This is a genomic window from Comamonas odontotermitis (genome assembly GCF_014207855.1).
GTDB lineage: Bacteria > Pseudomonadota > Gammaproteobacteria > Burkholderiales > Burkholderiaceae_C > Comamonas > Comamonas odontotermitis_A.
This window is the reverse complement of the sequence record NZ_JACHKZ010000004.1, coordinates 191,411-214,492: the sequence shown is the minus strand read 5'-3', so window position 1 is coordinate 214,492 and position 23,082 is coordinate 191,411. Positions and strand designations below refer to the sequence as shown.

Annotated in this window: 16 protein-coding genes; 8 read left to right on the top strand and 8 right to left on the bottom strand. The window is 62.2% G+C overall.

Annotation, left to right across the window (positions count from 1 at the left end; all coding sequences use genetic code 11):
* The first annotated feature begins 213 nt into the window (after nucleotides 1-213).
* The 3 genes from HNP33_RS05405 to HNP33_RS05395 all read left to right on the top strand — a co-directional run bounded on the left by HNP33_RS05405 (nucleotide 214) and on the right by HNP33_RS05395 (nucleotide 7,447).
* Nucleotides 214-3,123, top strand: coding sequence for an aconitate hydratase (locus HNP33_RS05405; protein WP_184706068.1), 2,910 nt, complete (start codon nucleotides 214-216; stop codon nucleotides 3,121-3,123).
* A gap of 225 nt (nucleotides 3,124-3,348) precedes the next feature.
* The gene (locus tag HNP33_RS05400) at nucleotides 3,349-6,135 is read left to right on the top strand and encodes a putative bifunctional diguanylate cyclase/phosphodiesterase (protein WP_184706066.1); all 2,787 of its coding nucleotides are present in this window, start codon (nucleotides 3,349-3,351) and stop codon (nucleotides 6,133-6,135) included.
* A gap of 94 nt (nucleotides 6,136-6,229) precedes the next feature.
* A complete protein-coding gene (locus HNP33_RS05395) occupies nucleotides 6,230-7,447 on the top strand; it encodes an FAD-dependent monooxygenase (protein WP_184706064.1) in 1,218 nt (405 codons plus the stop codon).
* A 146-nt stretch (nucleotides 7,448-7,593) separates the two neighbouring features.
* On the opposite strand, the gene HNP33_RS05390 is transcribed toward HNP33_RS05395, so the two are convergent.
* Complete coding sequence (locus HNP33_RS05390; RefSeq protein WP_233464397.1) at nucleotides 7,594-8,871, bottom strand: MFS transporter; 1,278 nt, start codon at nucleotides 8,869-8,871, stop codon at nucleotides 7,594-7,596.
* 238 nt (nucleotides 8,872-9,109) lie between these two features.
* Nucleotides 9,110-9,970 carry a tryptophan 2,3-dioxygenase gene (gene kynA, locus HNP33_RS05385; protein WP_184706062.1) on the bottom strand — a complete coding sequence of 287 codons (861 nt, stop codon included), beginning with the start codon at nucleotides 9,968-9,970 and terminating at the stop codon, nucleotides 9,110-9,112.
* A 106-nt stretch (nucleotides 9,971-10,076) separates the two neighbouring features.
* Here kynA and ada point away from each other — a divergent pair, with 106 nt between their 5' ends.
* The 3 genes from ada to HNP33_RS05370 all read left to right on the top strand — a co-directional run bounded on the left by ada (nucleotide 10,077) and on the right by HNP33_RS05370 (nucleotide 13,136).
* Nucleotides 10,077-11,204 (top strand): bifunctional DNA-binding transcriptional regulator/O6-methylguanine-DNA methyltransferase Ada, encoded by a 1,128-nt coding sequence (gene ada, locus HNP33_RS05380; protein WP_184706060.1) that lies wholly within the window; start codon nucleotides 10,077-10,079, stop codon nucleotides 11,202-11,204.
* A 100-nt stretch (nucleotides 11,205-11,304) separates the two neighbouring features.
* Nucleotides 11,305-12,030 (top strand): 2OG-Fe(II) oxygenase, encoded by a 726-nt coding sequence (locus tag HNP33_RS05375; protein ID WP_184706100.1) that lies wholly within the window; start codon nucleotides 11,305-11,307, stop codon nucleotides 12,028-12,030.
* A gap of 131 nt (nucleotides 12,031-12,161) precedes the next feature.
* Nucleotides 12,162-13,136, top strand: coding sequence for a DNA-3-methyladenine glycosylase 2 (locus HNP33_RS05370; RefSeq protein WP_184706058.1), 975 nt, complete (start codon nucleotides 12,162-12,164; stop codon nucleotides 13,134-13,136).
* Between the two features lie 78 nt (nucleotides 13,137-13,214).
* Here the strand turns inward: HNP33_RS05370 and HNP33_RS05365 are convergent, their stop codons facing one another.
* A complete protein-coding gene (locus HNP33_RS05365; protein WP_184706056.1) occupies nucleotides 13,215-13,796 on the bottom strand; it encodes a helix-turn-helix domain-containing protein in 582 nt (193 codons plus the stop codon).
* A 65-nt stretch (nucleotides 13,797-13,861) separates the two neighbouring features.
* Here HNP33_RS05365 and HNP33_RS05360 point away from each other — a divergent pair, with 65 nt between their 5' ends.
* Nucleotides 13,862-15,298 (top strand): L-lactate permease, encoded by a 1,437-nt coding sequence (locus HNP33_RS05360; RefSeq protein ID WP_184706054.1) that lies wholly within the window; start codon nucleotides 13,862-13,864, stop codon nucleotides 15,296-15,298.
* Here the strand turns inward: HNP33_RS05360 and HNP33_RS05355 are convergent.
* From HNP33_RS05355 to rtcR, 5 genes are all read right to left on the bottom strand, one after another.
* Complete coding sequence (locus tag HNP33_RS05355; protein WP_184706052.1) at nucleotides 15,279-15,968, bottom strand: PolC-type DNA polymerase III; 690 nt, start codon at nucleotides 15,966-15,968, stop codon at nucleotides 15,279-15,281. The two genes, HNP33_RS05360 and HNP33_RS05355, sit on opposite strands and share 20 nt — an antisense overlap.
* A gap of 21 nt (nucleotides 15,969-15,989) precedes the next feature.
* Nucleotides 15,990-17,306, bottom strand: a complete 1,317-nt coding sequence (kynU, locus tag HNP33_RS05350; RefSeq protein WP_184706050.1) for a kynureninase — start codon at nucleotides 17,304-17,306, stop codon at nucleotides 15,990-15,992.
* A gap of 71 nt (nucleotides 17,307-17,377) precedes the next feature.
* Entirely contained in the window at nucleotides 17,378-18,055 is a 678-nt protein-coding gene (gene kynB, locus HNP33_RS05345) for an arylformamidase (RefSeq protein ID WP_184706048.1), read from the bottom strand.
* A 14-nt stretch (nucleotides 18,056-18,069) separates the two neighbouring features.
* Nucleotides 18,070-19,437: an amino acid permease gene (locus tag HNP33_RS05340; RefSeq protein ID WP_184706046.1), complete on the bottom strand. Its 1,368-nt coding sequence runs from the start codon at nucleotides 19,435-19,437 to the stop codon at nucleotides 18,070-18,072.
* Nucleotides 19,438-19,935: 498 nt separating this feature from the next.
* The gene (gene rtcR / locus HNP33_RS05335; protein WP_184706044.1) at nucleotides 19,936-21,552 is read right to left on the bottom strand and encodes an RNA repair transcriptional activator RtcR; all 1,617 of its coding nucleotides are present in this window, start codon (nucleotides 21,550-21,552) and stop codon (nucleotides 19,936-19,938) included.
* 284 nt (nucleotides 21,553-21,836) lie between these two features.
* On the opposite strand from rtcR, the gene HNP33_RS05330 reads away from it, so the two are divergent.
* Nucleotides 21,837-23,054 carry an RtcB family protein gene (locus HNP33_RS05330; RefSeq protein WP_184706042.1) on the top strand — a complete coding sequence of 406 codons (1,218 nt, stop codon included), beginning with the start codon at nucleotides 21,837-21,839 and terminating at the stop codon, nucleotides 23,052-23,054.
* Nucleotides 23,055-23,082: the final 28 nt, after the last annotated feature.

The window sequence follows — 23,082 nt, the reverse complement described above, 5'->3', positions numbered from 1 at the left end:
TCACCGAGCTGGGCACGCCCCAAACGGTGGCCGTGGCATAACTACGTCTGGGGTTTGGGGAGACTCAGTCTCAAACCGATTTATGCAACAAAGCCGTTGGATAGCGGCAATGCCATGTCACATATTGGGGCGACATGCAGATGTTGCCACTCACGAGTAGACTGTTCATTTGAGAATAGTCTGTGGCATCGCCAAAGCAAAACAGGAGCAACGATGAAGTCGAGCAACCCTCAGCCAGGCAAACATGCATTTGCCTCCACTTTGAAGCCTCTGTCGCTGGGCAAGGCCGGCAAGGGCAGTTTCTATTCGCTGCCGGCACTTGCCAAGCAGTATCCCAACATCAAACGGTTGCCAGTTTCGCTGCGCATCGTGCTGGAGTCGGTGCTGCGCAACTGCGACGGGCAGCGTGTGCTGCCAGAGCATGTGGAGCAACTGGCCAACTGGATGCCTCGAGCGAACCGCACCGAGGAAATTCCCTTCGTCGTGGCGCGTGTGGTGCTGCAGGACTTTACGGGCGTGCCACTGCTGGCAGACCTCGCAGCCATGCGCAGCACCGCGGATCGCCTGGGCAGAAAGCCCAAGGCCATCGAGCCCCTGGTGCCTGTAGACCTGGTAGTGGATCACTCGATCATGGTGGACTACTATGGCAACAAGAATGCCCTTGACCTGAACATGAAGCTGGAATTCCAGCGCAACAATGAGCGCTACCAGTTCATGAAGTGGGGAATGCAGGCTTTCGATACGTTTGGCGTGGTGCCACCAGGCTTTGGTATCGTGCACCAGGTCAATCTGGAGTATCTGGCGCGGGGCGTGCATCATACGAAGGATGGTGTGTACTACGCCGATTCGCTGGTCGGCACCGACAGCCACACCACGATGATCAATGGTATTGGTGTGGTGGCCTGGGGTGTGGGTGGTATTGAGGCCGAAGCGGCCATGCTGGGTCAGCCGGTATACTTTTTGACGCCCGATGTCGTGGGCTTTGAGCTTACCGGAAAGCTGCGCGAGGGGGTGACGGCGACCGATCTGGTGCTGACTGTGACCGAGATCCTGCGGCGCGAAAAGGTCGTGGGCAAGTTCGTCGAGTTTTTTGGCGAGGGCACGCGCAGTCTGTCGGTTCCCGATCGCGCCACCATTGGCAACATGGCACCCGAATATGGTGCAACCATGGGCTTCTTCCCGGTCGACAACAAGACCCTTGATTATTTTGAGGGCACGGGCCGCACCAAAGCCGAGATCGAAGCATTCGAGGCCTATTTCAAGGCGCAAGGCCTCTTTGGTGTGCCCAAGGCTGGAGAAATCGACTATTCCCAGGTCGTCAGGCTCGATCTGGCCACAGTCGCTCCCAGCCTGGCTGGGCCCAAGCGTCCACAGGATCGCATCGAGATCGGGCATGTGGCGGACAGGTTTCAGGAACTGTTTACTGCGCCGATTGCACAGAATGGCTTCAACCTGCCTGCGGACAAGCTGGCGCAGCGCGTCAGGGTGCATATCAATGGCGAGGGTGAAACCGCCGAGCCAGAGGCCAAGCCTGTACCTGCCGGTGCCCCGCGCAACGTCGTGGAGATGGTGGCCAACACCCCCAATGTGGAAGATGCACCGGGCAGCCTGCGCACCGATGAGGCGCAGGTGGAAGCACAGGAGCGCGGAGGGATCGATCTGCACAATGGCGATGTGCTGATTGCGGCCATCACCAGCTGTACCAATACCTCCAACCCCAGCGTCATGCTGGCCGCAGGCTTGTTGGCCAAAAAAGCCGTGCAGGCGGGGCTTTCCGTCAAGCCGCATGTCAAGACGTCGTTGGCGCCGGGCTCGCGTCTTGTGACGCTGTACCTCACGGAGTCGGGTCTGTTGCCTTATCTGGAAAAGCTGGGTTTTGCGATAGCAGGCTATGGCTGCACTACCTGTATTGGCAACGCGGGCGATCTGCTGCCCGAGTTCAATGCCGCCATTCAGCAAAACGACCTGGTATGCGCTGCGGTACTGTCCGGCAACCGCAACTTCGAGGCCCGTATCCATCCCAACATCCGCGCCAATTTCCTGGCGAGCCCGCCTCTGGTCGTGGCATATGCCATTGCTGGCAATGTGCGCAAGGACCTGATGACCGAGCCGGTCGGCAAAGGCAAGGATGGACGCGATGTGTATCTGGGCGACATCTGGCCAAGCACCGATGAGGTGCACAAGCTGATGAAGTACGCCATGAACGGCAAGGCCTTCCGAGCCAACTACGAGAAGGTCACCAGCGAGCCTGGCAAGCTCTGGCAAAAAATCAAGGGAGTGACGGGTGCCACCTATACCTGGCCCCAAAGCACCTATATTGCCGAGCCTCCGTTTTTCAAGAGCTTTCAGCTTGAAGCGCAGCGTGAGGATGCGCAGAACCCCGACCGATACGCCATACACAGCGCCCGCATCATGGCATTGTTTGGCGACTCCATCACAACCGACCATATCTCGCCTGCTGGCTCCATCAAGGAGACATCGCCCGCTGGGCAGTGGCTGCTTGCCAATGGCGTCAAGAAGGTTGATTTCAACAGCTATGGCTCGCGCCGCGGTAACCATGAAGTGATGATGCGGGGTACCTTTGCCAATGTACGCATCAAAAACCAGATGCTGCCGGTCAAAGCCGATGGCTCGCGGGAAGAAGGAGGCCTCACCATCTACCAGAACTCTGGTGAGGACCATGGCCAGAAGCTGTTCATCTACGACGCAGCCATGCGCTACATTGCGGCCAATACGCCTACCGTGGTATTTGCTGGCGAAGAGTATGGCACCGGATCAAGCCGCGATTGGGCGGCCAAGGGTACGCAATTGCTGGGCATCAAGGCGGTCGTGGCGCGCAGCTTTGAACGCATCCACCGCTCCAACCTAGTGGGCATGGGTGTATTGCCGTTGCAATTCCTGCCAGGAGAGAGCTGGGAGACCTTGCAGCTGCGTGGCGATGAGCAGATCGACATCCTTGCGGACCCATCCCTTGCACCACGCAGCAAGGCCACATTGGTAGTGCGCCGCGCCGATGGCACCAAGACCGAGACGGAACTGGTGTTGCGAATCGATACGCCTATTGAGGTGGAGTACTACAAAGAGGGGGGTATACTTCCTTTTGTGTTGCGGCAGCTACTGTAAGTAACTGCTTGCAAAATAACCTAACCGGGCCCGTTCTAGCAGGGCCCGTTTGCGTTTGATAGCAATTGCTGGTCAAATGCCGCTATTTACTTTACCTTTATTTACCCTCCTCGGTAACCGATGGCACGTCCTTACACCCCCTTATCGCTTGGTCGGCGCCTGTGGGATACACATACGCGTGTCATGCTATGCCTGCTGGCTGGGGGTGTTTTATTGGCCGGTTTGATGGCTTCGGATACCCAGGGCATCAGTTTTGCCGCCGCTCTGGGTACCTGGATACAGCTGCTGGCGCTTCTCGCGGCGTTGGCCACCATAGGCTGGGGAGCGCGTCTTCTCTGGCAAGGCGCTTCTGGCGGGGCGCCTATCGGGCGACCATTGTGGGTGTGCAGCGCAGTGGTTCTTGCCGTCTATACGGTATTTGCAGCACTCCCTGTCAGCCAGACAGAAGCCATAGAACACGCCCAATCCTGGTCGGTCATTGCGGTCAATCTACTATTGCCTATAACTCTATTGATTATTTCAATAGACGTCAGGCATCCTGCGGGGCAAGAAGGGCCGGCGGCCAGTACCGAGCGCTCGGGCAGCCTTCAATTGCGCAGCAATGCCGGTGTGCTGGTCATGCTGGCGGGGCTGGCGCTGGTGGTTGCCATTGCTTCGCGTCTGCTGGTCGTCGTCAGTTGGGTGCAAGCCTATGTATTGCCTGCGTGCATGTTGCTGTGCTGTGCCAAGGCCTGGGTGGATTCACGCAATCTGGTGGGACGATCCAGCCGCTGGCCGGTGCGCAGCATGACGGCTGCCGTGGTTCTGGCCGCGTTGGCGCAGGGTGCGCATTCCCATGCGCCTCTGGCGTTGTCATTCATGGAGGCTGCGTGGTGTTACGCGCTGTCGGTGATGGCCCTGGTTTTGCTCATGGCGTCGGTGCGGCATACCCTGGTGGGCTGGGCATCTGCCCATCCCGAGCGCCTGCAGGGGGCCGAGTGGCTGGAGCAGGCGCCCATAGGCATGGTGCGTGTCGATGGCGCAGGCATCATCGTGCATGCCAATCAGACGCAGCTGGAATGGCTGGGAGTCAAAAGCTTGTCCGGCCAGCCTTGGGTGCAGGCACTGACCCCTCCGCTGCGCGACCAGGCTCCGGAATGGATGGAGCGCCTGCGCGCTGGCGAATCGCTGGCCTTTGAGCAGAGTATTGAAACGCCGCATGGCGTGCGCCACCTGCAAACGGATTTGATGGTGGCCCCGCAGGGGTTTGATGACAACGCGTTTCTGCTGCTGTCGCACGATGTATCGATGCAAAAGCTGATGGCAGGCCGCATGCAGGAGCAGCAGTCGCAACTGGTGTCTCTGGTCAGTGCCATCCCGGATCTGGTGGTGCTCAAAGGTGTGGATGGCCGCTTTCTGCATTGCAACCAGGCTTTTGAGCGCCTGGTGGGTCTCAAGCACTCGCAGATCATTGGCAGAACCACCACGGATCTGGCGCTCGACGCCTACCTGCCCTCGGAGGTGGAGACCGACCTGCAGGCGCGCCACTCCCTCTCACCCGTGGTGTATGAAGAGACCCTGCGTTTTGCAGATGGTGGTTACCAGGGGCGTTTCGAGATCACCAAGTCTGCGATCCGCTCGGCCAGCGGTGAGGTCACCGGCTTGCTGTGCATCTGCCGTGATCTGGCCGAACGCAGCCATGCGCGCAAGGAAATCGAGCGGCTGGAGTTCTTTGATGTGCTCACGGGCCTGCCCAATCGCCGCATGCTGATGGAGCGGCTGGAATGGTCGATTCGGGCGTGCAAGTTGCGGGCCAGTTTTGCTGCGCTGTTGTTCATTGACCTGGACAATTTCAAGGATCTGAACGATTCGCTGGGCCACCAGCAGGGGGACCGCCTGCTGTGCGAAGTGGGCAAGCGCCTGATTGCCAGTGTGCGCAGCGGCGATGTGGTGGCCCGTTTTGGTGGTGACGAGTTTGTCGTGCTGGTGGAGCACCTGGGAGGCGTGCGCGAGCAGGCCGAGAACCATGTGCGTGGTGTGGTCGAACACCTGATCAGCCGCTTCAATCAGCCCTTCAGCCTGGATGGCAGTGCCCACTACAGCACGCCCAGCATTGGCGTAACGGTGTTTGGTGACAACGATGTGCACAGTGCCGAAGAGTTGCTCAAGCGTGCGGACATGGCCATGTACCAGGCCAAGTCGGCAGGGCGCAATACCCAGCGGTTTTTTGATCCTCAAATGCAGGCGCAGGTCAATGCCCGTGCGCATCTCGAATCAGACTTGCGCCATGCCATTCACGATGGCGAGTTGCAGGTGTACTACCAGCCAGTGATGAATGGCCATGGCCAGCTGCTGGGCGCAGAGGCTCTGGTGCGCTGGCGCCATCCGGGGCGGGGCCTGGTCATGCCGATCGAATTCATCGATCTGGCCGAGCAGACTGGGCTCATTGTGGATTTGGGCACCTTCGTCATGCGCACAGCTTGTGAGCAGTTGGCGGCGTGGGCGGCCAATCCTTCAACCCAATGCCTCACGATCGCGGTCAATGTGAGCCCGCGTCAATTCCGCAACGCGGGTTTTGTGGATGAAGTGCTGGCAATTGTCGACGAAACTGGCGCCGACCCCTCCAAGCTCAAGCTGGAGCTGACCGAGAATCTGCTGCTGGGCGATGTGAACGAAACCGTCTGCCGCATGCGCGAGCTCAAGGAGCGCGGCGTTGGCTTCTCGCTGGATGATTTCGGCGTCGGCTATTCATCGTTGGCCTACCTCAAGCGCCTGCCCCTGGATCAGCTCAAGATCGACCGCAGCTTTGTCAACGATGTGCTGAGCGACGTGAACGACGCGGTCATCGTGCGCACCATCCTGGCCCTGGCCCACAATCTGGAACTCGAAGTGGTGGCCGAAGGCGTGGAGAACGCAGGCCAGGTGGATTTCCTCGTCAGCAATGGCTGCGAGCGCTTTCAGGGTTACCACTTTGGCAGACCAGTGCCGATCAGCGAATTCGAGCGCCTGCACGGCTTTGCACCCTGCGCATAAACGCCTGCCGGTCTTTCATCCGCTCCTTTGAGCAATTTGCTGCGTCTTCAGGCTGGCTCAAATGCTTGGGGCCTGATCCCGGCACAATGGGGGCATGCAAGAACAGATTCTGATTGCGGGTGGGGGTATCGGCGGGTTGGCGGCAGCGTTGGCGGCGAGCCTGGCCGGTACGGAAGTCCGGCTGTATGAACGTGCCCCTGTCTTCGGCGAAGTAGGGGCTGGTGTGCAACTGGGGCCCAATGTGGTGCGCCGCCTGCAGGCCTGGGGTCTGCAGAAGGCTCTGCAGGCAACGGCTGCTTTCCCGCAGGCGCTGGTGTCGCGCCACGCGGTCAGTGGCGAGGTGCTCGCGCGGCTGGATCTTGGGGCTGATGCCATCGCTCGCTACGGCGCTGCCTATGCCACCATTCACCGCGCCGATCTGCATCAGCTGCTGCTTGATGCCGTGCAAGCGCGCGACGGCGTGCACCTCAACCTGGACAACCCCGTCGATTACCACGAAGACAATGGCGAGGTTGTCACCATCACCACCAAGAGCGGCAAGAAGATCGAGGGTGACGCGCTGGTGGGGGCTGATGGCGTCTGGAGCCGTACCCGCTTGCGCATGCTGCACGATCAGCCGCCACGCCAGACCGGGCATCTCGCCTACCGCGCCATGGTGCGGCAGGCCGATCTGCCGTCTGGGCTGCGTACGCAGGATATCACCGCATGGATGGGGCCACGCTTTCATGCGGTGCAGTACCCGGTACGTGCTGGCGAGCTGCAGAACCTTGTCATTATTACCGAAGGCGCGCCACCTGATGACCTGGAAACCTGGGAGCATGCGGCCAATGCAGCGGATCTGCAGCGCAGTCTGGCTGGCGCGCACCGGCAGTTGCAGGAACTCGTGCAGGCCGCGGTTGCCGCAAGTGAAAACCAGTCGCCGTGGCGCCTGTGGCCGCTGGTAGAGCGTGCCCCCGTTGCTGGCCCGCATGAGATGGCACAAGGCCTGGTGGCGCTGCTGGGCGATGCAGCGCACCCCATGCGGCCCTACCTGGCGCAGGGCGCAGCCATGGCGATCGAAGACGCTGCCGAACTGCAGCGTGCGCTCACCATGCACGACCTGGAGTTGCCCCTGCGACTGCGCCGCTATGCGCTCAATCGGTGGGAGCGCAATGCCAGAGTGCAGGCGCGTGCCATCCGCAATGGAGAAATCTTCCATGCCCGCGGCCTTGTGGCCCTCGGCCGTGACACGGCTCTGCGTGCCCTGGGCGCGCGGCTGATGGATGTTCCCTGGCTGTACCGGGGCGATGGCTCGTCAGCGACGATGCTCTGACGGGTGTCTGCCTTTCGGGACGCATGCCTTTGCTTTAGAAATCATAGCTATAGGCGCTCACATCTATTGAATTTCAAAGGCGCATGGCTTTGAGGCGCACTATTTGCAGGCGCGCATAGCTATCTTTTCGGCAAGCGGTGCTCCGCCTATTTGCCGCCTTGCTGCGCCAGCAGGGGTGATTTGGGCAGAAAGCGGAAGCACAGGCAGCCCAGCATGAGCATGGCGGCCACAAAAAGCATCACATATTCATAGGTTTCCGCCTGGTGGTGCTCGGCCCAGGCTGCGACCTTGCCCGATCCCCATTGCATCAGCGCCACGCCCAGAAACATGGCCATGGTGTAGACCGAGAGGGCGCGGCCCGTGGTCTCCTTGGGGTAGGACGAGCGCACATCGGCATACTGCAGCACCGAGTAGCCCGATGCCAGGCCCATCAGCAGGATCAGGGCTACCGTGGCGATTGGATGGTGCACAAAGGCCAGGGCACAAAAAATGCTGGCCATCACGGTCGCGCCGATGATGATGCGGCGGCGGCGCTTGGCGGGGCCCGGGTCAAAGCGGCCAAAGATGGAGGGCACGAACAGCGATATCACCGACACCACCAGCGCCACGTTGCCTGTAGCAACCAGGCTGAGGCCGTAACGGTCGATCAGCATCGGGCTCAGCCACAGGCCGCGCACGGTCAGAAACGATGCATAGCCGACCATGCCCATCAGTGCAATCGCCCAGGTGTGAGGCACCTTCAAAAGGCCGCCAAAGCCTTTGACGGCATTGATCCAACTGGGTTTGGGCAGATCATCGCTGGGCAGCCGCGGCTCGTGCACGCGCCAGAAGATCGCCAGCCACGACAGCGCGCACAGCACTGCCAGCAGCCCGAAGCCAAAGCGCCAGCCCTGGTGCTGCACCAGCCAGGCCAGCGGCGTGCCGGTGAACAGCAGGCCCAGGCCGCCAACCCCCATGCCCACGCCCGACATAAAGGCAAAGCGATCACTGGGAAAGTGGCGCGAGATGAACATGGTGCAGGCCAAAAACGCGGGCGAACAGCCAATGCCGATCAGCAGTTGCCCCAGCATCAGCCAGTGGTAGCTGGGTGCTGCGGCAGAAATGGCCGAGCCCGCAATCGCCAGCGGAAAGGCCGTGAGCACGGTTTTGCGCAACCCGTACAGATCCATTCCCACGCCCATGAACAGTTGCGTGACGCCAAAGGACAAGCCAAACAAGCCGGCAAATGCGCCCAGCGACTCGGCGGACAGCCCGAAATCCGTTCGCAAGCCGTCGGCAATGATGGAGGTGACGGTGCGGAACGCCTGGCTCAGCGCAAAAGCCGATAGCAGCGTGAGCAGCATGGCCCACAGCACGGTGGGGGATGCGGGCGGCTGGGCGGCTGCGGACGCAGCGTGGGATGGGAGTTGGTTGTTGTCAGGCATGGCACAGGCAGGCATTGGCGTGGCAGCGGCGTCGCCAAACGCACTTTGCTATGTAAAAAATAGCAATTGGTGCTTATCAGGCGGTTGCTGGAGGCTGGAAATGCTGCAATCGCACATGCATACTATAGGCCAGACCCGCTGGGTTTGCAGCCCGCGCATGTCACATGCGGCAATCCTGGCAGGAGCGGATGCGGGCGCGAGGCAATGAGCAAAGGCTGCACGCAGCGCCGCAGGGAGCTCACAAATCCGTGCGCAGGCTCCAGATTTCGGGGAACAGCACGACATCGAGCATCTTCTTGAGGTAACTCACGCCACCCGTGCCGCCTGTGCCGCGCTTGAAGCCGATCACCCGCTCCACAGTCGTGAGGTGGCGGAAGCGCCACTGGCGGAAAGCATCTTCGATATCGGCCAGCTTTTCACCCAGCTGGTACAGATCCCAGTACTGGTGTGGATCGCGGTAGACGGTGATCCAGGCCTGTTTGACGCCTTCGCTCTCTGTGTAGGGCTGGGTCCAGTCGCGCTGCAGGGCTTGCTGCGGCACGGCAATGCCTTCGCGCGCCAGCAATTGCAGGGCAATGTCGTACAGCGACGGCGATTCGTAGGCCCGTTGTACCTGCTCCAGCAGATCGGGGCGGTGCGCATGGGGCCTGAGCATGGCTGCATTCTTGTTGCCCAGCGAAAACTCGATGCAGCGGTACTGTGCGCTCTGAAAGCCGCTCGAATTGGCCAGATAGGGCCGCATGGCGGTGTACTCTGGCGGCGTCATCGTCGAGAGCACGGTCCACGCACCCACCAACTGCTCCATGATGCGCGAAACGCGCGCCAGCATTTTGAAGGCCTCGGGTTTGGTATTGACCGACGGATTGGCAATTGCCTGCATGGCGGCGCGCAGCTCGTGCAGCATCAGCTTCATCCACAGCTCGCTCGTCTGGTGCTGCACGATGAACAGCATTTCGTCGTGCGCGGGCGACAGCGGGTGCTGGGCGTTCAGGATCTCGTCCAGGTGCAGGTAGTCGCCATAGCTCATGTCTTTGCTGAAATCGAGCTGGGCGCGCTCTTCATGCACAATGGATTCGGGCTTGCTGGTGGTGTCTCGCATGGTGTGTGTGGCAATGAAGCGGCTTGAATTACAGCGCAAGAATGGCACTGCATCAGAGAGCCGCAAGGCCTAAAGTGGCTGCATCGATTGTACTGAGGTGATTCGCATGAAACCGTCTGCCATTCTCACTTCCGCCTCTGAGCGGGCACAGCAAACCCAGGCTGATCCGCGCTGGGCCGATGTGTGCGCCCGCAATGCCGGTGCCGATGGCCGCTTTGTCTATGCTGTGCGCAGTACCGGCGTGTTCTGCAGGCCCTCGTGCAGCTCGCGCCAGGCCAAACCCGAAAATGTCAGCTTTTTCGACTCTCCTGCACTGGCCCAGGCAGCGGGCTACCGCGCCTGCAAACGCTGCCAGCCCGACGCTCCGTCCAAACCCGGGCATGCGGCGCTGATGGCCCAGCTGTGCCACTGGATTGCCACGGCCGAGGAGGAGCCCAACCTGGCCGATCTGGCCGAGCGCGCGGGCATGAGCCCCTTCCATCTGCAGCGGGTTTTCAAGGCGGCGGTGGGCGTATCGCCCAAGGCTTACGCCAAGGCCCAGCGCCGCGAGCGCCTGCAAGCGGCGCTGGGCGACGCGCAGGAGGCGCCGCGTGTCATCGATGCCATCTTCGATGCCGGTTTTGCCAGCACCGCGCAGCTCTACCGCGACAGCCAGGCCGTGCTTGGCATGACGCCGCGCCAGTACCGCACCGGCGGCGCGGCCCAGCACATTCGCTTTGGCGTGGGCGAATGCAGCCTGGGGCCCATTCTGGTGGCTGCCACGGAGCAGGGCATTTGTGCCATCTTGCTGGGTGACGATGCCGATGCGCTGGTGCAGGAGCTGCAGCAACGCTTTCCCAAGGCGCAACTGGCAGGGGGCGATGCGGCGTTCGAGCGCTGGATGGCGCAGGTCATCGGCTTTGTGGACGAGCCCACGCGCGGGCTGGCGCTGCCGCTGGATGTGCGGGGCACGGCCTTTCAGCAGCAGGTGTGGCAGGCGCTGCGCCGCATACCGGTGGGCAGCACCGTCAGCTACAGCGAACTGGCGCGCACGCTGGGCATGCCGCAGGCCAGCCGCGCGGTGGCGGGCGCGTGCGCCGCCAATGCGATTGCGGTGGCCATTCCTTGCCACCGCGTAGTGCGCAGCGATGGCGAGATCTCCGGCTACCGCTGGGGCGTGGATCGCAAACGCGCGTTGCTGCGGCACGAGGCAGAACTTGCTCCCCAGGCCCTGCGGGTGGCGCGCCATGGCTAAGCGGGCGGCCAGCGCTGGCCAGGCTGCCTTGCCTCTGGGTGATGAGGAGGTATTTGAAGAAAAAATGCCTCCCACGCCCATCCATAAAGCGCCGGTTGCCATGAATTTTGAAGTGGGCGAGTTGGCCCGCCGCCTTGCCCACTACGACTGGCCCGGAATTTGCGCGCAGGTGGACAGCCAGGGCTGGGGCCTGCTGCCGGGTTTGCTGGATGCAGGGCAGTGCGCCCAGCTGGCCGGAATGTATGACGAAGCGGCGCATTTTCGCAGCCGCATTACCATGCAGCACCATGCTTTTGGCCGGGGCGAGTACCAGTACTTTGCCTACCCGCTGCCAGCACAGGTACAGGCCATGCGGGGCGCGCTGTATGCCCGCCTGCAGCCGCTGGCCGAGCGCTGGCGCCAGTTGCTGCAGCTACAAGCCACCCCCTGGCCTGCTACGCACGAGGCCTTCATCGCCCAATGCCATGCGGCGGGCCAGGTGCGGCCCACGCCATTGCTGCTGCGCTATGGTGCGGGCGATTACAACTGCCTGCACCAGGATTTGTATGGCGAGCTGGTGTTTCCGCTGCAGGTGATCGTGCTGCTGTCGCAGCCAGGACATGATTTTGAAGGGGGCGAGCTCGTGCTGACCGAGCAGCGCCCTCGCATGCAATCGCGTGTGCAGGTGCTGCCACTCCAGCGTGGCGATGCGGCCATCATCGCAGTGCGGGAGCGGCCGGTGCAGGGTGCCCGCGGCAGCTACCGGGTGCAGCACCGGCATGGCGTCTCCACCATATTGCGCGGCGCGCGCCACACCCTGGGGGTGGTGTTTCACGATGCGGAGTGAAAACTGCCCATGACACAATTGAAATGCGCGCTATTTGCTATCAAAATGAAAGCAAATCAGCCGATCCACGGTCGTCGCCTATAGTGACCCTCGTATCTGCGCTCTCTTTGCCGCCTTCTGACTGTCCGTCCATGCCCCTGATTCTGGAAACTTTTGCCACGCTGCCTGCCAACTACCGCCCGCAGGATGTGCTGGCCCTGCATGCGCGAGACACCCAGCAGCGCTCGGAGAAAGTGGAGGGTTTGCACATCACCAAAGGCCTGACCTGGCAAGGCCGCCCGGCGCTGCTGCAATTGCAGATACGGCCCGGCCAGGAGAGGCCAGGCCTGGAAAGGCCCGGCAAGGAAGAGGCTGGCCAGGTGCAGGCGCGCCTGTCGATCGACGGGCTGCGCAAGAACAGTCCCGCCGCTGCCAACCTACCGCAACCGGCCCTGCACGGCATGGTGACGCGCATGCTGGGGCTGGGCGATGGAGCTGATCAACTGGAGCGTCAGCATACAAGGCACCCGGTGCTGGGCCCCTTGCTGCGCAACCAGGCAGGCTTGCGGGTACCGGCCAGCAGTACGCCATTTGAAGCGCTGGTATGGGCCATTACCGGCCAGCAGATCAGTGTGGCAGCCGCCATTGCGCTGCGGCGCCGCCTGATAGAAGCGGCTGGCGTGCAGCACAGCAGTGGCATGCTCTGCCACCCCGATGCAGCGGCACTCGCTGCGCTGACGCCGGAGCAACTGCGTGCAGCGGGCTTCTCTGTCAGCAAAATTGCCACGCTGGAGCGTGTTTGTGCTGCAGTTGAGGACGGTTCCCTGCCGCTCGATACCTGGGCTGCACAACCCTTGCAGCCCGACACTGTTCAAGCGCTGGAGGCCGCGCTGCTCGCCATCAAGGGCATTGGCCCGTGGACGGTGCACTATGCCTTGCTGCGCGGCTTTGGCTGGCTCGATGGCAGCCTGCATGGCGATGTGGCGGTGCGCAACGCCTTGGCGCGCCTCCTGGATGTGCCCAGCGTCTCGCAGCGCGAGGCCGAGCAATGGCTGGGCGCATTCTCTCCCTGGCGAGCCTTGGTGGCTGCGCACCTGTGGGCCAGCCTGTCGGCCAAAAGCTATTGACGCCTGGGGGCGTGCCCGCGCGCTCCTCGCAGGCGGGGCAGGCTGCTGGGCCGTTGATCCAACCCCCGCGCAAACCTGTCACGTACCGTGCACCGGCGCAGCCACCAGCAGGATGAAGCGCGCGGCAGCGTCGCCTTCGTTGGCAAAGTGGTGCTCGGTGTCCATGACCAGCTGCGCACTGTCACCTGCCTGCAGCAGCACCGAATCCGCTCCAGTCCAGACCCGGAGCGTGCCGCTTTCGACATAGAACACCTCGCGCGTGCCGGGACGGTGTGGCGCAAAGTGGCTGGAGACCTGGCCGGGCGGCACCTCGTAGTGCAGCAGCTCCAGCCCAGGCAAGGGGCGGGCAAGCGCCAGCCGCACGATGCCGGTGTCCTCGTGCACAAAGCGCGGGTGCTCGCCTGCGCGGGTGATCTGTGCGGCAGCGGGGCTTTGGATCAGATCGCTCAATTCACAGCCCAGGCCACGTGCGATCGCCATGGCATTGCGCAGGCTTACGCTGAGCAGCCCGCGCTCCACCCGCGACAGCGCTCCCGATGTCACGCCGCTCGCCTGGGCCAACTGATCCAGCGTAATGGCCAGTTGCGCGCGGCGGGCGCGTACGGCCAGGCCGAACTGCAGGTCGGAGTCGGAACCGGAAGAAGGGGTTTCAGTCTGCATGGATTGACAAATTTCGTGTAGGAAATATTATTTACCTATATGCAATTTAAACAAGGTCACTACCAATGTACCTGCTATTGAGTGCTTTGCCGGTCCTCGCTGTCATCGCTGGGCTGCTGCTGGGGCTGCGTTCGCTGTTTGCGGCGCTGCTCGGTGTGGTGCTGGCGTTGGCTGGCTGCGTGCTGGCATTTCCGCTGACCGCACAGGCGGCGTTGCAAGCAGTAACGGGCTGGACGCCTGTGCTGGTGGAAGTGCTGCTCATCGTAGGTGGCGGCCTGTTGCTCTCGGAGGTATTGCGCGCTGCGGGCGCACAGAAGGCCCTGGCGCAATGGGTGATGGGGCGTACCGGCGAGGGTGTGGGCGCGGTGCTGCTGGTAGTGCATGGGGTCACGCCCTTTGCCGAGTCGCTGACGGGATTTGGCATCGGAATCACCATCGGGATTCCGCTGCTGGCGCACAGCGGCCTGCCTGCGCGCAAGATTGCCGTGATTGGTCTGCTTGGTTTATGCGCGGTGCCATGGGGGTCGATGGGCCCGGGTACCCTGATTGCGGCCACGATGTCGGGGCTTTCGTTTGACGCCCTGGGCGTGGCATCTGCGTGGATCAGCGTGGTTCCCATGGTGGTGGTGGGTGTAGCTGCGGCATGGCTTGCCAGCGATAGTGGTCGGCGGGGCGCTGCAATGCTGCAAGGGGCATTGTCGGGACTGCTGCTGGCTGCGTCTATTGGCCTCGGCAATATGCTGGCAGGCACATCCGCTGCCGGGGCATTGGGCGCATTGGTGATGACCGTGCTTTGGCTGTGGCTTGGCAGACTGGGCGCGGGGAGCTCTATCCAGGCGGCTGCCCCCTTGAATGCCCTGGGCTGGCGTGCGCTGGCCGCCTATGGCCTGCTGCTGCTCGGGGTGCTGGTGGCAGGGGTGGCGGTACGGGCCATGCAGTGGAGTGGCGCGTGGCATTTGCTAGCATCGCCTGCGGTATGGTTGTTTGTGGCTGCGGCGTGGTTTGCCAAGGGCCTGCCAGCCACCAGCAGCGTGCAGCGGGTGTGGCATTCGTGGCGGCAGGTGGCTCCAGTGACGGGACTCTTCATTGTGTTGGGGGTGGTGATGGCCGTATCGGGCATGGCGGCGCAGCTGGCACACGCCTTGGCGCAAGGCGGCAGCGCCTATGTGTTTGCCGCCCCGTTTGTGGGCGCTCTGGGCGGCTTTGTGACTGGCTCCAACACTGGCGCCAACGCCATGTTTGCGGCCACGCAGGCCGAGATTGCTCAGGCCTTGGGCGTGGCGGTGCTGCCGTTCATGGCGGTTCACAATGTCAGCGCGGCGCTGCTGCTGATGGCATCGCCCGGCAAGGTGGAAATGGCTTGCCAGCTGGTGCCGGGGGGAGCGCCCGGTGAGGCGCAGGCGCAGCGCCCGTGGGTGCAGTCCACCGTGTTGCTGATTACCATGGCAGCGGTGCTGCTGATGGCGGTGCTGAACGTTGTGCTCAGTATGGCTTTGCCCTGACCGGCGCCATGCTGGCGAGCTCTGGCAGCTGCGGCTGGGTCTGGCGGGCCGATGTAGTACTGAGCCAGCGGCCCAGGTGCTTGCGCTGGCAGGTCTGCAATTCGCTCAGCAGCGCGTGGCTGGGGTCTGGAATATGCCAGCGGCTGCGCAGATCGGCTTGCATGCGCAGCAGCAAGTGGGCCGTCATTTCAGCGTCGGCCAGGGCGCGGTGGGCCTTGTCAGCCGGTGGCAATTGCAGGTGACGCACGATCTTGCCCAGCGAATGGCTAGGGGCCTCGGGGTAGAGGCGGCGCGACAGCAATACCGTGCATGCAAACAGGCCTGTACCAAGCTCTTGTGAGGCCGGGCGGCCGGCGCGCTCCAGCTCGTCGCGCCAGAACTTGCTGTCGAACGATGCGTTGTGCGCCACCAGCGGCGCGCTGCCGACAAAAGCGGCCGCCTCGCGCATGACCTCTTCGGCCGGTGCTGCCGCCTGCAGCATGGCGGTGGTGATGCCGGTCAGCTGCGTGATGAAACTGGGCATGTGCTGGCCAGCGTTCATCAGGCTTTGGTAGCGATCGACAATGCGGCCATCCTCGATCATCACGATGCCCACTTCGGCAGCGCGCGCGCCATGCGCCGGGCTCATGCCCGTGGTTTCAAAGTCGAGGATGGCGATGCGTTCGGACATGCAGTGTCTGGCGGGCAGAGGTCAGGTAACCGCGTTGATGCGGTTGAACTCCGCACGCTTCCATTCGCCCGATTCCAGCACCTGGCGCAGGTGTTCCACCGCGTTCCACACGTCTTCAAACCGGGTGTACAGCGGCGTGAAGCCAAAGCGCAGAATGTCCTTGTGCGGGCCCTTGCCGTTGTCGCCCTTGCGGAAATCGCCAATCACGCCACGAGCAATCAATGCCTGCATGATGGCATAGGCGCCGCTGCCCTGGCCGTCGACACCAGCGCCTTCATCGCGCGTCAGGCACACCTGCGAGCCGCGTGCAAAGATGTCGCGCGGCGTGGCCAGACCCAGGCCGTAGCCAGCGCAGCGGGTCTCCACCAGCTCGATGAACAGATCGGTAAGCGCTACCGATTTGCGGCGCAGTGCCGTCATGCCGCCATATTTTTCGGCCTCGGTATACACATCCAGCCCGCATTGCAGGGCGCTCAGGGCAATCATGGGCTGGGTGCCGCACATGTAGCGGCGAATCCCCGCCGCAGGCTGGTAATCGCTGGTGAATGCAAATTGCTCTGCATGGCCGAACCAGCCCGACAGCGGTTGCCAGAACTTGTCGGTGTGGCGTGCATTGACCCAGACAAAGGCCGGTGCGCCCGGGCCGCCGTTGAGGTATTTGTAGCTGCAGCCCACGGCGTAATCGGCATTGGCGCCGTTCAGGTCGACGGGTACCGCGCCTGCGGCATGGCACAGGTCCCAGATTGTCAGAATGCCCTGGGCATGGGCGTCGCGCGTTACCTGGGCCATGTCGTGCATGTGGCCGGTGCGGTAGTTGACGTGGCTGAGCAGCAGCACGGCCACGTCACCCGTCAGGCAGGCGGGCAGCTCTTCGGGCTCGATCAGCACCAGCTCCAGGTTGTGCTGCTTGCACAGTGATTCGGCAATGTACAGATCGGTGGGGAAGTTGCTGCGCTCGCTCACGACCTTGGTGCGCGGGATAGGGTCGGAGAATTCTTGCTGAGACAGGCGAATGGCAGCACTCAGCACCTTGTACAGGTTGACCGAGGTGGTGTCGGTGAACACCACTTCGCCCGGGCGCGCGCCAATCCATGGCGCAAACTGGTCGCCCAGGCGCTGGGGCAGGTCGATCCAGCCAGCGTCGTTCCAGCTGCGGATCAGGCCCTGGCCCCATTCGCGCTGCACTACATCGGCCACACGGGCCGCGGTACCCCTGGGCAGGGGCCCGAGCGAGTTGCCGTCGAGATAGATCACGCCGTCTGGCAGGTCGAACAGATCGCGCAGCGGCGCGAGCGGCTCTTGCAGATCGACTTCGCGGCAGGCTTCCAAGGTGGTCATGGCAATGTCTCTTTGAAAAATAGGCTGTTGACGCACATCTACCCAGCGCCGACAGCTATTGAATTTGTAGTTCAGGAATTCCGGTGATTGTAGGCGCCGGGCAAGGCGCGCAGCACGGCGCGCACCGGCGAGGCGTCGGCCTGCACCAGCTTGAGCGGCAGTGCAATCAGTTCATAGTCGCCCTCGGGTACGGCGTCGAGCACCAGGTTTTCGAGCACGCGCATGTCGTGGCGGCGAATCGTCTGGTGGCTGGGCAGTGCCTTGCTGTCTGCAGGGTCGATGCTGGCCGTGTCGATACCGATCAACCGCACTCCGCGTGCAGCCAGGCGTTCGACGGTATCGGCAGCGTAGCCGGCGAGTGCGGCGTCCCACTGGGTTTGCGGCATCTGCTGGTAGGTTCGCACCAGCACGCGCTCGGGCAGGTCGTTGCTGATGGCGTGCTCCAGATGGCGCCACTCGATCAGCGCGCCGCAATTTATCGCGTGGATCACCCGGCAGCGGCCCAGGTAAGGCGCCAGATCCACATGGCCGATGGTGGCGCCATCAGGAGCGTAATGCAAGGGCGCATCGGCATGGGCTCCCGCGTGGGGTGTGCTGGTGATGCTTGCCACATTGACCGGGCAACCCGGCCCGATGGTGGCCACCCATTCTTGCTGGTAGGGCGTGTCGCCGGGGAAAACCGGCATGCCCACATAGACGGGCGGCGAGATGTCCCATAGCTGCAGTGCGGTGTCGGGTGTGTTTGGCATAGGTATGCAATGTATCAGCGCTGGCGGTACCAGATCTGGTAGACGGCAGCCAGCACCAGCAGCATGGGCACGCCGATCACCGCCGTCATATGGAATACATCGGTGAAATAGGTGGTGACGATGACGGCCAGCATCAATACGGCGCCGAGCAGCGTCAATACCGGAAAGCCCCACATGTGGAACTGCAGGCGCTCGCCCGGGTGTTCGCGCTGCCAGCGCGAGCGGAAGAACAGGTGCGTGACGAACACCATGAACCACGCAAACATGGCGCCGAACATCGAGATGGACATCATCAGCGTGAGCGATTCCTCTGGCTTGAGCACATTGAGCACCATGGCCACCGCCATGCCCAGGCAGGAGACAGCAATCGCACCCATCGGCACGCCGCGGCTGTTGACGCGGCCGAGCGCCGCTGGCGCATAACCGCCGCGCGAGAGGCTGAACATCATGCGCGAGGTGACGTAGAGTTGTGCATTCATTGCCGACAGGCTGGCCACCAGCACCACAAAATTGAGCACGCTGGGTGCGCCCGGGATTCCGACGATCTCCATCACCTTGACGAAGGGACTCTTGTCGGTGCTGGCATGGCTCCACGGCACGATGGCCAGCATCAGTGCCAGCGACAGCAGGTAGAAAAGAACCAGGCGCAGCACGGTGGTCTTGAAGGCCGAGGTCACGGCCTGACGCGGATTCTGAGCCTCGCCTGCGGCAATGGCAATTGATTCCAGGCTGAGGTAGCTGAAGATGGCAACGATCACCCCTACCCAGGTGCCCCACCAGCCATTGGGAAAGAAGCCGCCATCTGCCGTGTAGTTGGAAAACCCGACACCTGTCGGGCGCGAGCCAAACACCACGTAGGCGCCGATGAGGATGAAGGCAACGATGGCCACCACCTTGACCATCGAGAACACATACTCCATCTGCCCGAACGCCTTGACACTGGTGGCATTGACCGCCGCCAGGGCGACCGAGAACAGCGCCACCCACACCCACTGCTCGACATCGGGAAACCAGTACTTCATGTACTTGCCGACTGCGGTTACCTCCATGCCCACGGCCAGCACCACGGCAGCCCAGTAGGCATAGCGCACCACAAAGCCAGCCATGGGGCTGATGTAGTGCTCGGCATAGGCGCCAAAGGAGCCGCTTGTGGGGTGCGCCACGGTCATCTCGGCGAGGCACCCCATCAAAAGCAGGCCGATGAGGGCGCCAATCGCGTAGCTGATGAGAACACTGGGCCCGGCAAAGCCGATGGCGAAGGCGCTGCCCATGAAGAGGCCGGTACCGATGGCACCGCCGATGGCGATCATGGTCATCTGGGCGGCGGTGAGCTGCTGCAAAAGCCCGCGCTCGCGGCGGGCAATGGATTCAAAAGGAGACACGGGAGTGGGCCTGAGTGAGGGTGCCGGGGCGGCCTGGGTAGCCGCTGGCGGATAGGGAAAGCGGCGATTTTAGTTTTTGTGGGAAATCCATGTTGGCTGTTTGCTGCTGGCCGGGTTTTGCCCCGCCGGGCGAGGTACTTTCTTGTCTCGCAACAAGAAAGTACCCAAAGAAATGCGCCCTGTGCTCCTCGGCGCAGGCAGAAGGGGTGAGAGCCGAGCGCAGCGATGGCCCGCGTGGATGTTTGGCTGTCGGGTTGGTCCCTTTTGCATGCGCCTGTGGCGCAGTGAGTTATGCGGCATACCCCGCAAATGCCGCGACACAGGTTGCCCGAAGGCGAAGCCGCAGGGACGCAGGCAGCAGGGCGGCCTTCTTTTGGGTACTTTTCTTGGCCGACAAGAAAAGTGCCTCGCCCGCCGGGGCGAAACCCGGCCAGCAACATGCAACTCAGCCATAGCTTAAAAGCAGGCTATAAGTTCCAAAGCCCAAAGCTCAAAGCCTCAGCGCACCCCCACAATCACATCCCAACTGAGCCCAAATTTCTGCAAATACTTGCGCAGCCGATCCGCATCATTCACCACGCTCCGTTGTGCCCGCGACGCCTGAAACAGCTGGCGCCCCGCATCCGACAAGCTGCTGGCAGCGTGGCATACACGGATCACTGACGCCAGCTGCATCCGGTCAAACAAATCCATCGCAGCAATTGCATCGGCGGGCAACACATCCTCCAGTGCCAGCTCTGCAGGGCCATCGGTCGATGGCTGCAGCGCATCGGGCCGCTGCCACAACCACTGCAACCGGCCAATCTCGGCCTCAACCTGATCCTCGGTAATGCGGCCGCTGTGAGACAAGGTGGCCAGGCGTGTCACGCTGGCGTGCAGGTCGCGGAAGTTGCCGCTCCACAAGGCGGCGGGGCCTTGCGCAAACTGCAGATAGCGCTTGCGTGCCTCGGCGTTGAAGCGCTCGGTGCGGTGGGTCTGCTGGGCGTGCAGCGCAAGCAGGTGGTCGATGTTGGGTTCGATGTCTTCAGTGCGCTGGGTCAGGCCGGGCAGGTTGTAGGTCCACAGGTTGATGCGGGCAAACAGGTCTTCACGAAAGCGACCGGCGCTCACCTCCAGCCGCAGATCGCGGTTGGTGCCGGCAATCAGCTGAAAGTCGCTGCTCACCTCACGGTCCGATCCCATCGGGTAGAAGCGCTTCTCCTCAATGGCCATCAGCAGCATCGCCTGCTCGTCCGCGCCCAGCTCGCCGATTTCGTCGAGAAAGAGAACGCCCCGGTCGGCAGTGCGCAGCAGGCCGGCGCGCTCCGTGGCGGCACCGGTGAAGGCGCCTTTTTTGTGGCCAAACAGCGTGCTGGCGGCGCTGTCGCCGCGCAAGGTAGCGCAGTTCACTTCCACAAAGGCGCCGCTTACCTGGTGGCGCGCCTTCTTCAGTTCATACATGCGCCGTGCAAGAAACGACTTGCCCGCGCCGGTGGGCCCCACCAGCAGCATGGGCGCCTGCGAGCGGCCTGCCACCTGCTCAATCTCTTCGATCAGCCGGTTGAAGCGCGTGTTTCGCGTGGCGATATGGCTTTTGAGAAAGGCCACGCCGTCTTCGCTGGCACGTGCGTGGCGCGTGGCAATGGCGTCGTAGCGCGACAGGTCCAGATCGATCAGCGTGTAGTTGCCCGCAGCGCCATCCATCTGGCGCTTGGGAGGCGAGGCCTGCAGGATGACGCCCGGCATGGCGCGCGATTCGGCCAGCAGGAACAGGCAGATCTGCGCCACATGCGTACCGGTAGTGATGTTGAGCCAGTATTGTGTGGAATCACCATCAAACGGATAGCCGCTCGCCCAGTCATAAAGGGCGCCATACACCTGCTGAAAATCCCAGGGGTCATGAATGGGCAGCTCCACCAGATGGACTTCAGTCTCCGGGCTTACGGCCGCGATATCGGTTTGTATCAACCGGGCCAGGTCGATATGTGATCGCGTATACAGCAGCTCCATCCGTGCAACCACCATGTCTTCATGCTGTGTGATGGCAACTGATGGGCGCCATTTGCTCCAGCGGCCGGCGCCCCGCCCGCTGTCTAGCTGGGTGCCCAGAAAGCCGATGACCGTGATGGATTTCATGCTGCGATGGGGTTTTAATGATGATATTTAATTCTAAGGTAACTATCTAAATAGATAAATTTCTATGGTTGGGAAAACGATGTTTTGAAGCATTGAAAAGTAAATTTCTTTAAAAATCATTTTGTTATGATTTTCAGTGGCAATGGTTCAAAAGCTGGCACGCTTCTAGCAATAAGAATGGCAAGCGCTGTGTGGCGTGAGTCGGGGAAAGCAGGGCGGGGTCCTTGCTTTCCCGCCGGGCCAGAGCCCGCAATGAACCAGACAAACAAGAAAAAGGAAACACCATGACCTACCAACAAATGCAAGTGCCCAACGGCGTGCCGATCAAGATGTGGACCAACGGCGTGCCGGTGGAGCCCGAGGCGCAAAATCAGCTGGCCAACATCTCGCGTCTGCCCGTCGTGTTCAAGCACGTAGCGGTGATGCCCGATGTGCATCTGGGTATCGGCGCCACCATTGGCTCGGTGGTGCCCACCATCAAAGCCATCATCCCAGCGGCCGTGGGCGTGGATCTGGGATGCGGAATGATGGCCTGCAAAACCACGCTCACTGCGAGTGACCTGCCGGACAACCTGGCTCCGATCCGCGCTGCCATCGAGCGTGCGGTGCCTGTGGGTATGACGCCCAAGCGCTACGGTCGCGACAAGGGGAGCTGGGAGACGCCGCCCGAGGAGACCGATGCCGCCTGGACGGGTCTTGTCAAAGAGTTCGAGGAAATCTGCGAGGCGCACCCGCGCATCAAGAACACCAACAACTACAAGCACCTGGGAACGCTCGGCACCGGAAACCACTTCATTGAAGTGTGCCTGGACGAAAACCAGTCGGTGTGGATCATGCTGCACTCGGGTTCGCGCGGAGTGGGTAACGCCATCGGTACCCACTTCATTGAACTGGCGAAAAAAGATGCCGAACTGCACCAGCGCAACCTGCCTGACCAGGACTTGGCTTACTTTGAAGAAGGCGCCGCCTACTTTGGCGACTACGTGAAGGCGGTCGGTTGGGCGCAGAAGTTTGCGCGCGCCAACCGTGAGGTGATGATGATCCGTGTGATCCATGCGCTCAAGAAAGTGATCACCAAGCCGTTCGAGACGCACCTGGAAGCGGTGAACTGCCACCACAACTACGTGCAACGCGAAACGCACTTTGGTGAAGAGGTGTTTGTGACCCGCAAGGGCGCGGTGAGTGCGCGGGCCGGTGAGCTGGGCATCATCCCCGGAAGCATGGGCGCCAAGAGCTTCATCGTGCGCGGAAAGGGTAACCCCGAAAGCTTCAACAGCTGCAGTCATGGTGCGGGCCGCACCATGAGCCGTAACAAGGCCAAGAAGCTATTCACCGTGGAAGACCAGGTGCGTGCCACCGAAGGCGTGGAATGCCGAAAGGACGCCGATGTGATCGACGAGATCCCGATGGCCTACAAGGACATCGACGCGGTGATGGCTGCACAGAACGATCTGGTGGAAGTGGTGTACACGCTCAAACAGGTGGTGTGTGTGAAGGGGTGATGGCCAGGGCCCTTTCCTTCTACACAGG

Bases quoted from the DNA above. Each gene is read 5' to 3' on its own strand.
- HNP33_RS05405 (WP_184706068.1), top strand. From the start codon at position 214: ATGAAGTCGAGCAACCCTCAGCCAGGCAAACATGCATTTGCCTCCACT.
- HNP33_RS05400 (WP_184706066.1), top strand. From the start codon at position 3,349: ATGGCTTCGGATACCCAGGGCATCAGTTTTGCCGCCGCTCTGGGTACC.
- HNP33_RS05395 (WP_184706064.1), top strand. From the start codon at position 6,230: ATGCAAGAACAGATTCTGATTGCGGGTGGGGGTATCGGCGGGTTGGCG.
- HNP33_RS05390 (WP_233464397.1), bottom strand. From the start codon at position 8,871: ATGCCTGACAACAACCAACTCCCATCCCACGCTGCGTCCGCAGCCGCC.
- kynA (WP_184706062.1), bottom strand. From the start codon at position 9,970: ATGCGAGACACCACCAGCAAGCCCGAATCCATTGTGCATGAAGAGCGC.
- ada (WP_184706060.1), top strand. From the start codon at position 10,077: ATGAAACCGTCTGCCATTCTCACTTCCGCCTCTGAGCGGGCACAGCAA.
- HNP33_RS05375 (WP_184706100.1), top strand. From the start codon at position 11,305: ATGAATTTTGAAGTGGGCGAGTTGGCCCGCCGCCTTGCCCACTACGAC.
- HNP33_RS05370 (WP_184706058.1), top strand. From the start codon at position 12,162: ATGCCCCTGATTCTGGAAACTTTTGCCACGCTGCCTGCCAACTACCGC.
- HNP33_RS05365 (WP_184706056.1), bottom strand. From the start codon at position 13,796: ATGCAGACTGAAACCCCTTCTTCCGGTTCCGACTCCGACCTGCAGTTC.
- HNP33_RS05360 (WP_184706054.1), top strand. From the start codon at position 13,862: ATGTACCTGCTATTGAGTGCTTTGCCGGTCCTCGCTGTCATCGCTGGG.
- HNP33_RS05355 (WP_184706052.1), bottom strand. From the start codon at position 15,968: ATGTCCGAACGCATCGCCATCCTCGACTTTGAAACCACGGGCATGAGC.
- kynU (WP_184706050.1), bottom strand. From the start codon at position 17,306: ATGACCACCTTGGAAGCCTGCCGCGAAGTCGATCTGCAAGAGCCGCTC.
- kynB (WP_184706048.1), bottom strand. From the start codon at position 18,055: ATGCCAAACACACCCGACACCGCACTGCAGCTATGGGACATCTCGCCG.
- rtcR (WP_184706044.1), bottom strand. From the start codon at position 21,552: ATGAAATCCATCACGGTCATCGGCTTTCTGGGCACCCAGCTAGACAGC.
- HNP33_RS05330 (WP_184706042.1), top strand. From the start codon at position 21,837: ATGACCTACCAACAAATGCAAGTGCCCAACGGCGTGCCGATCAAGATG.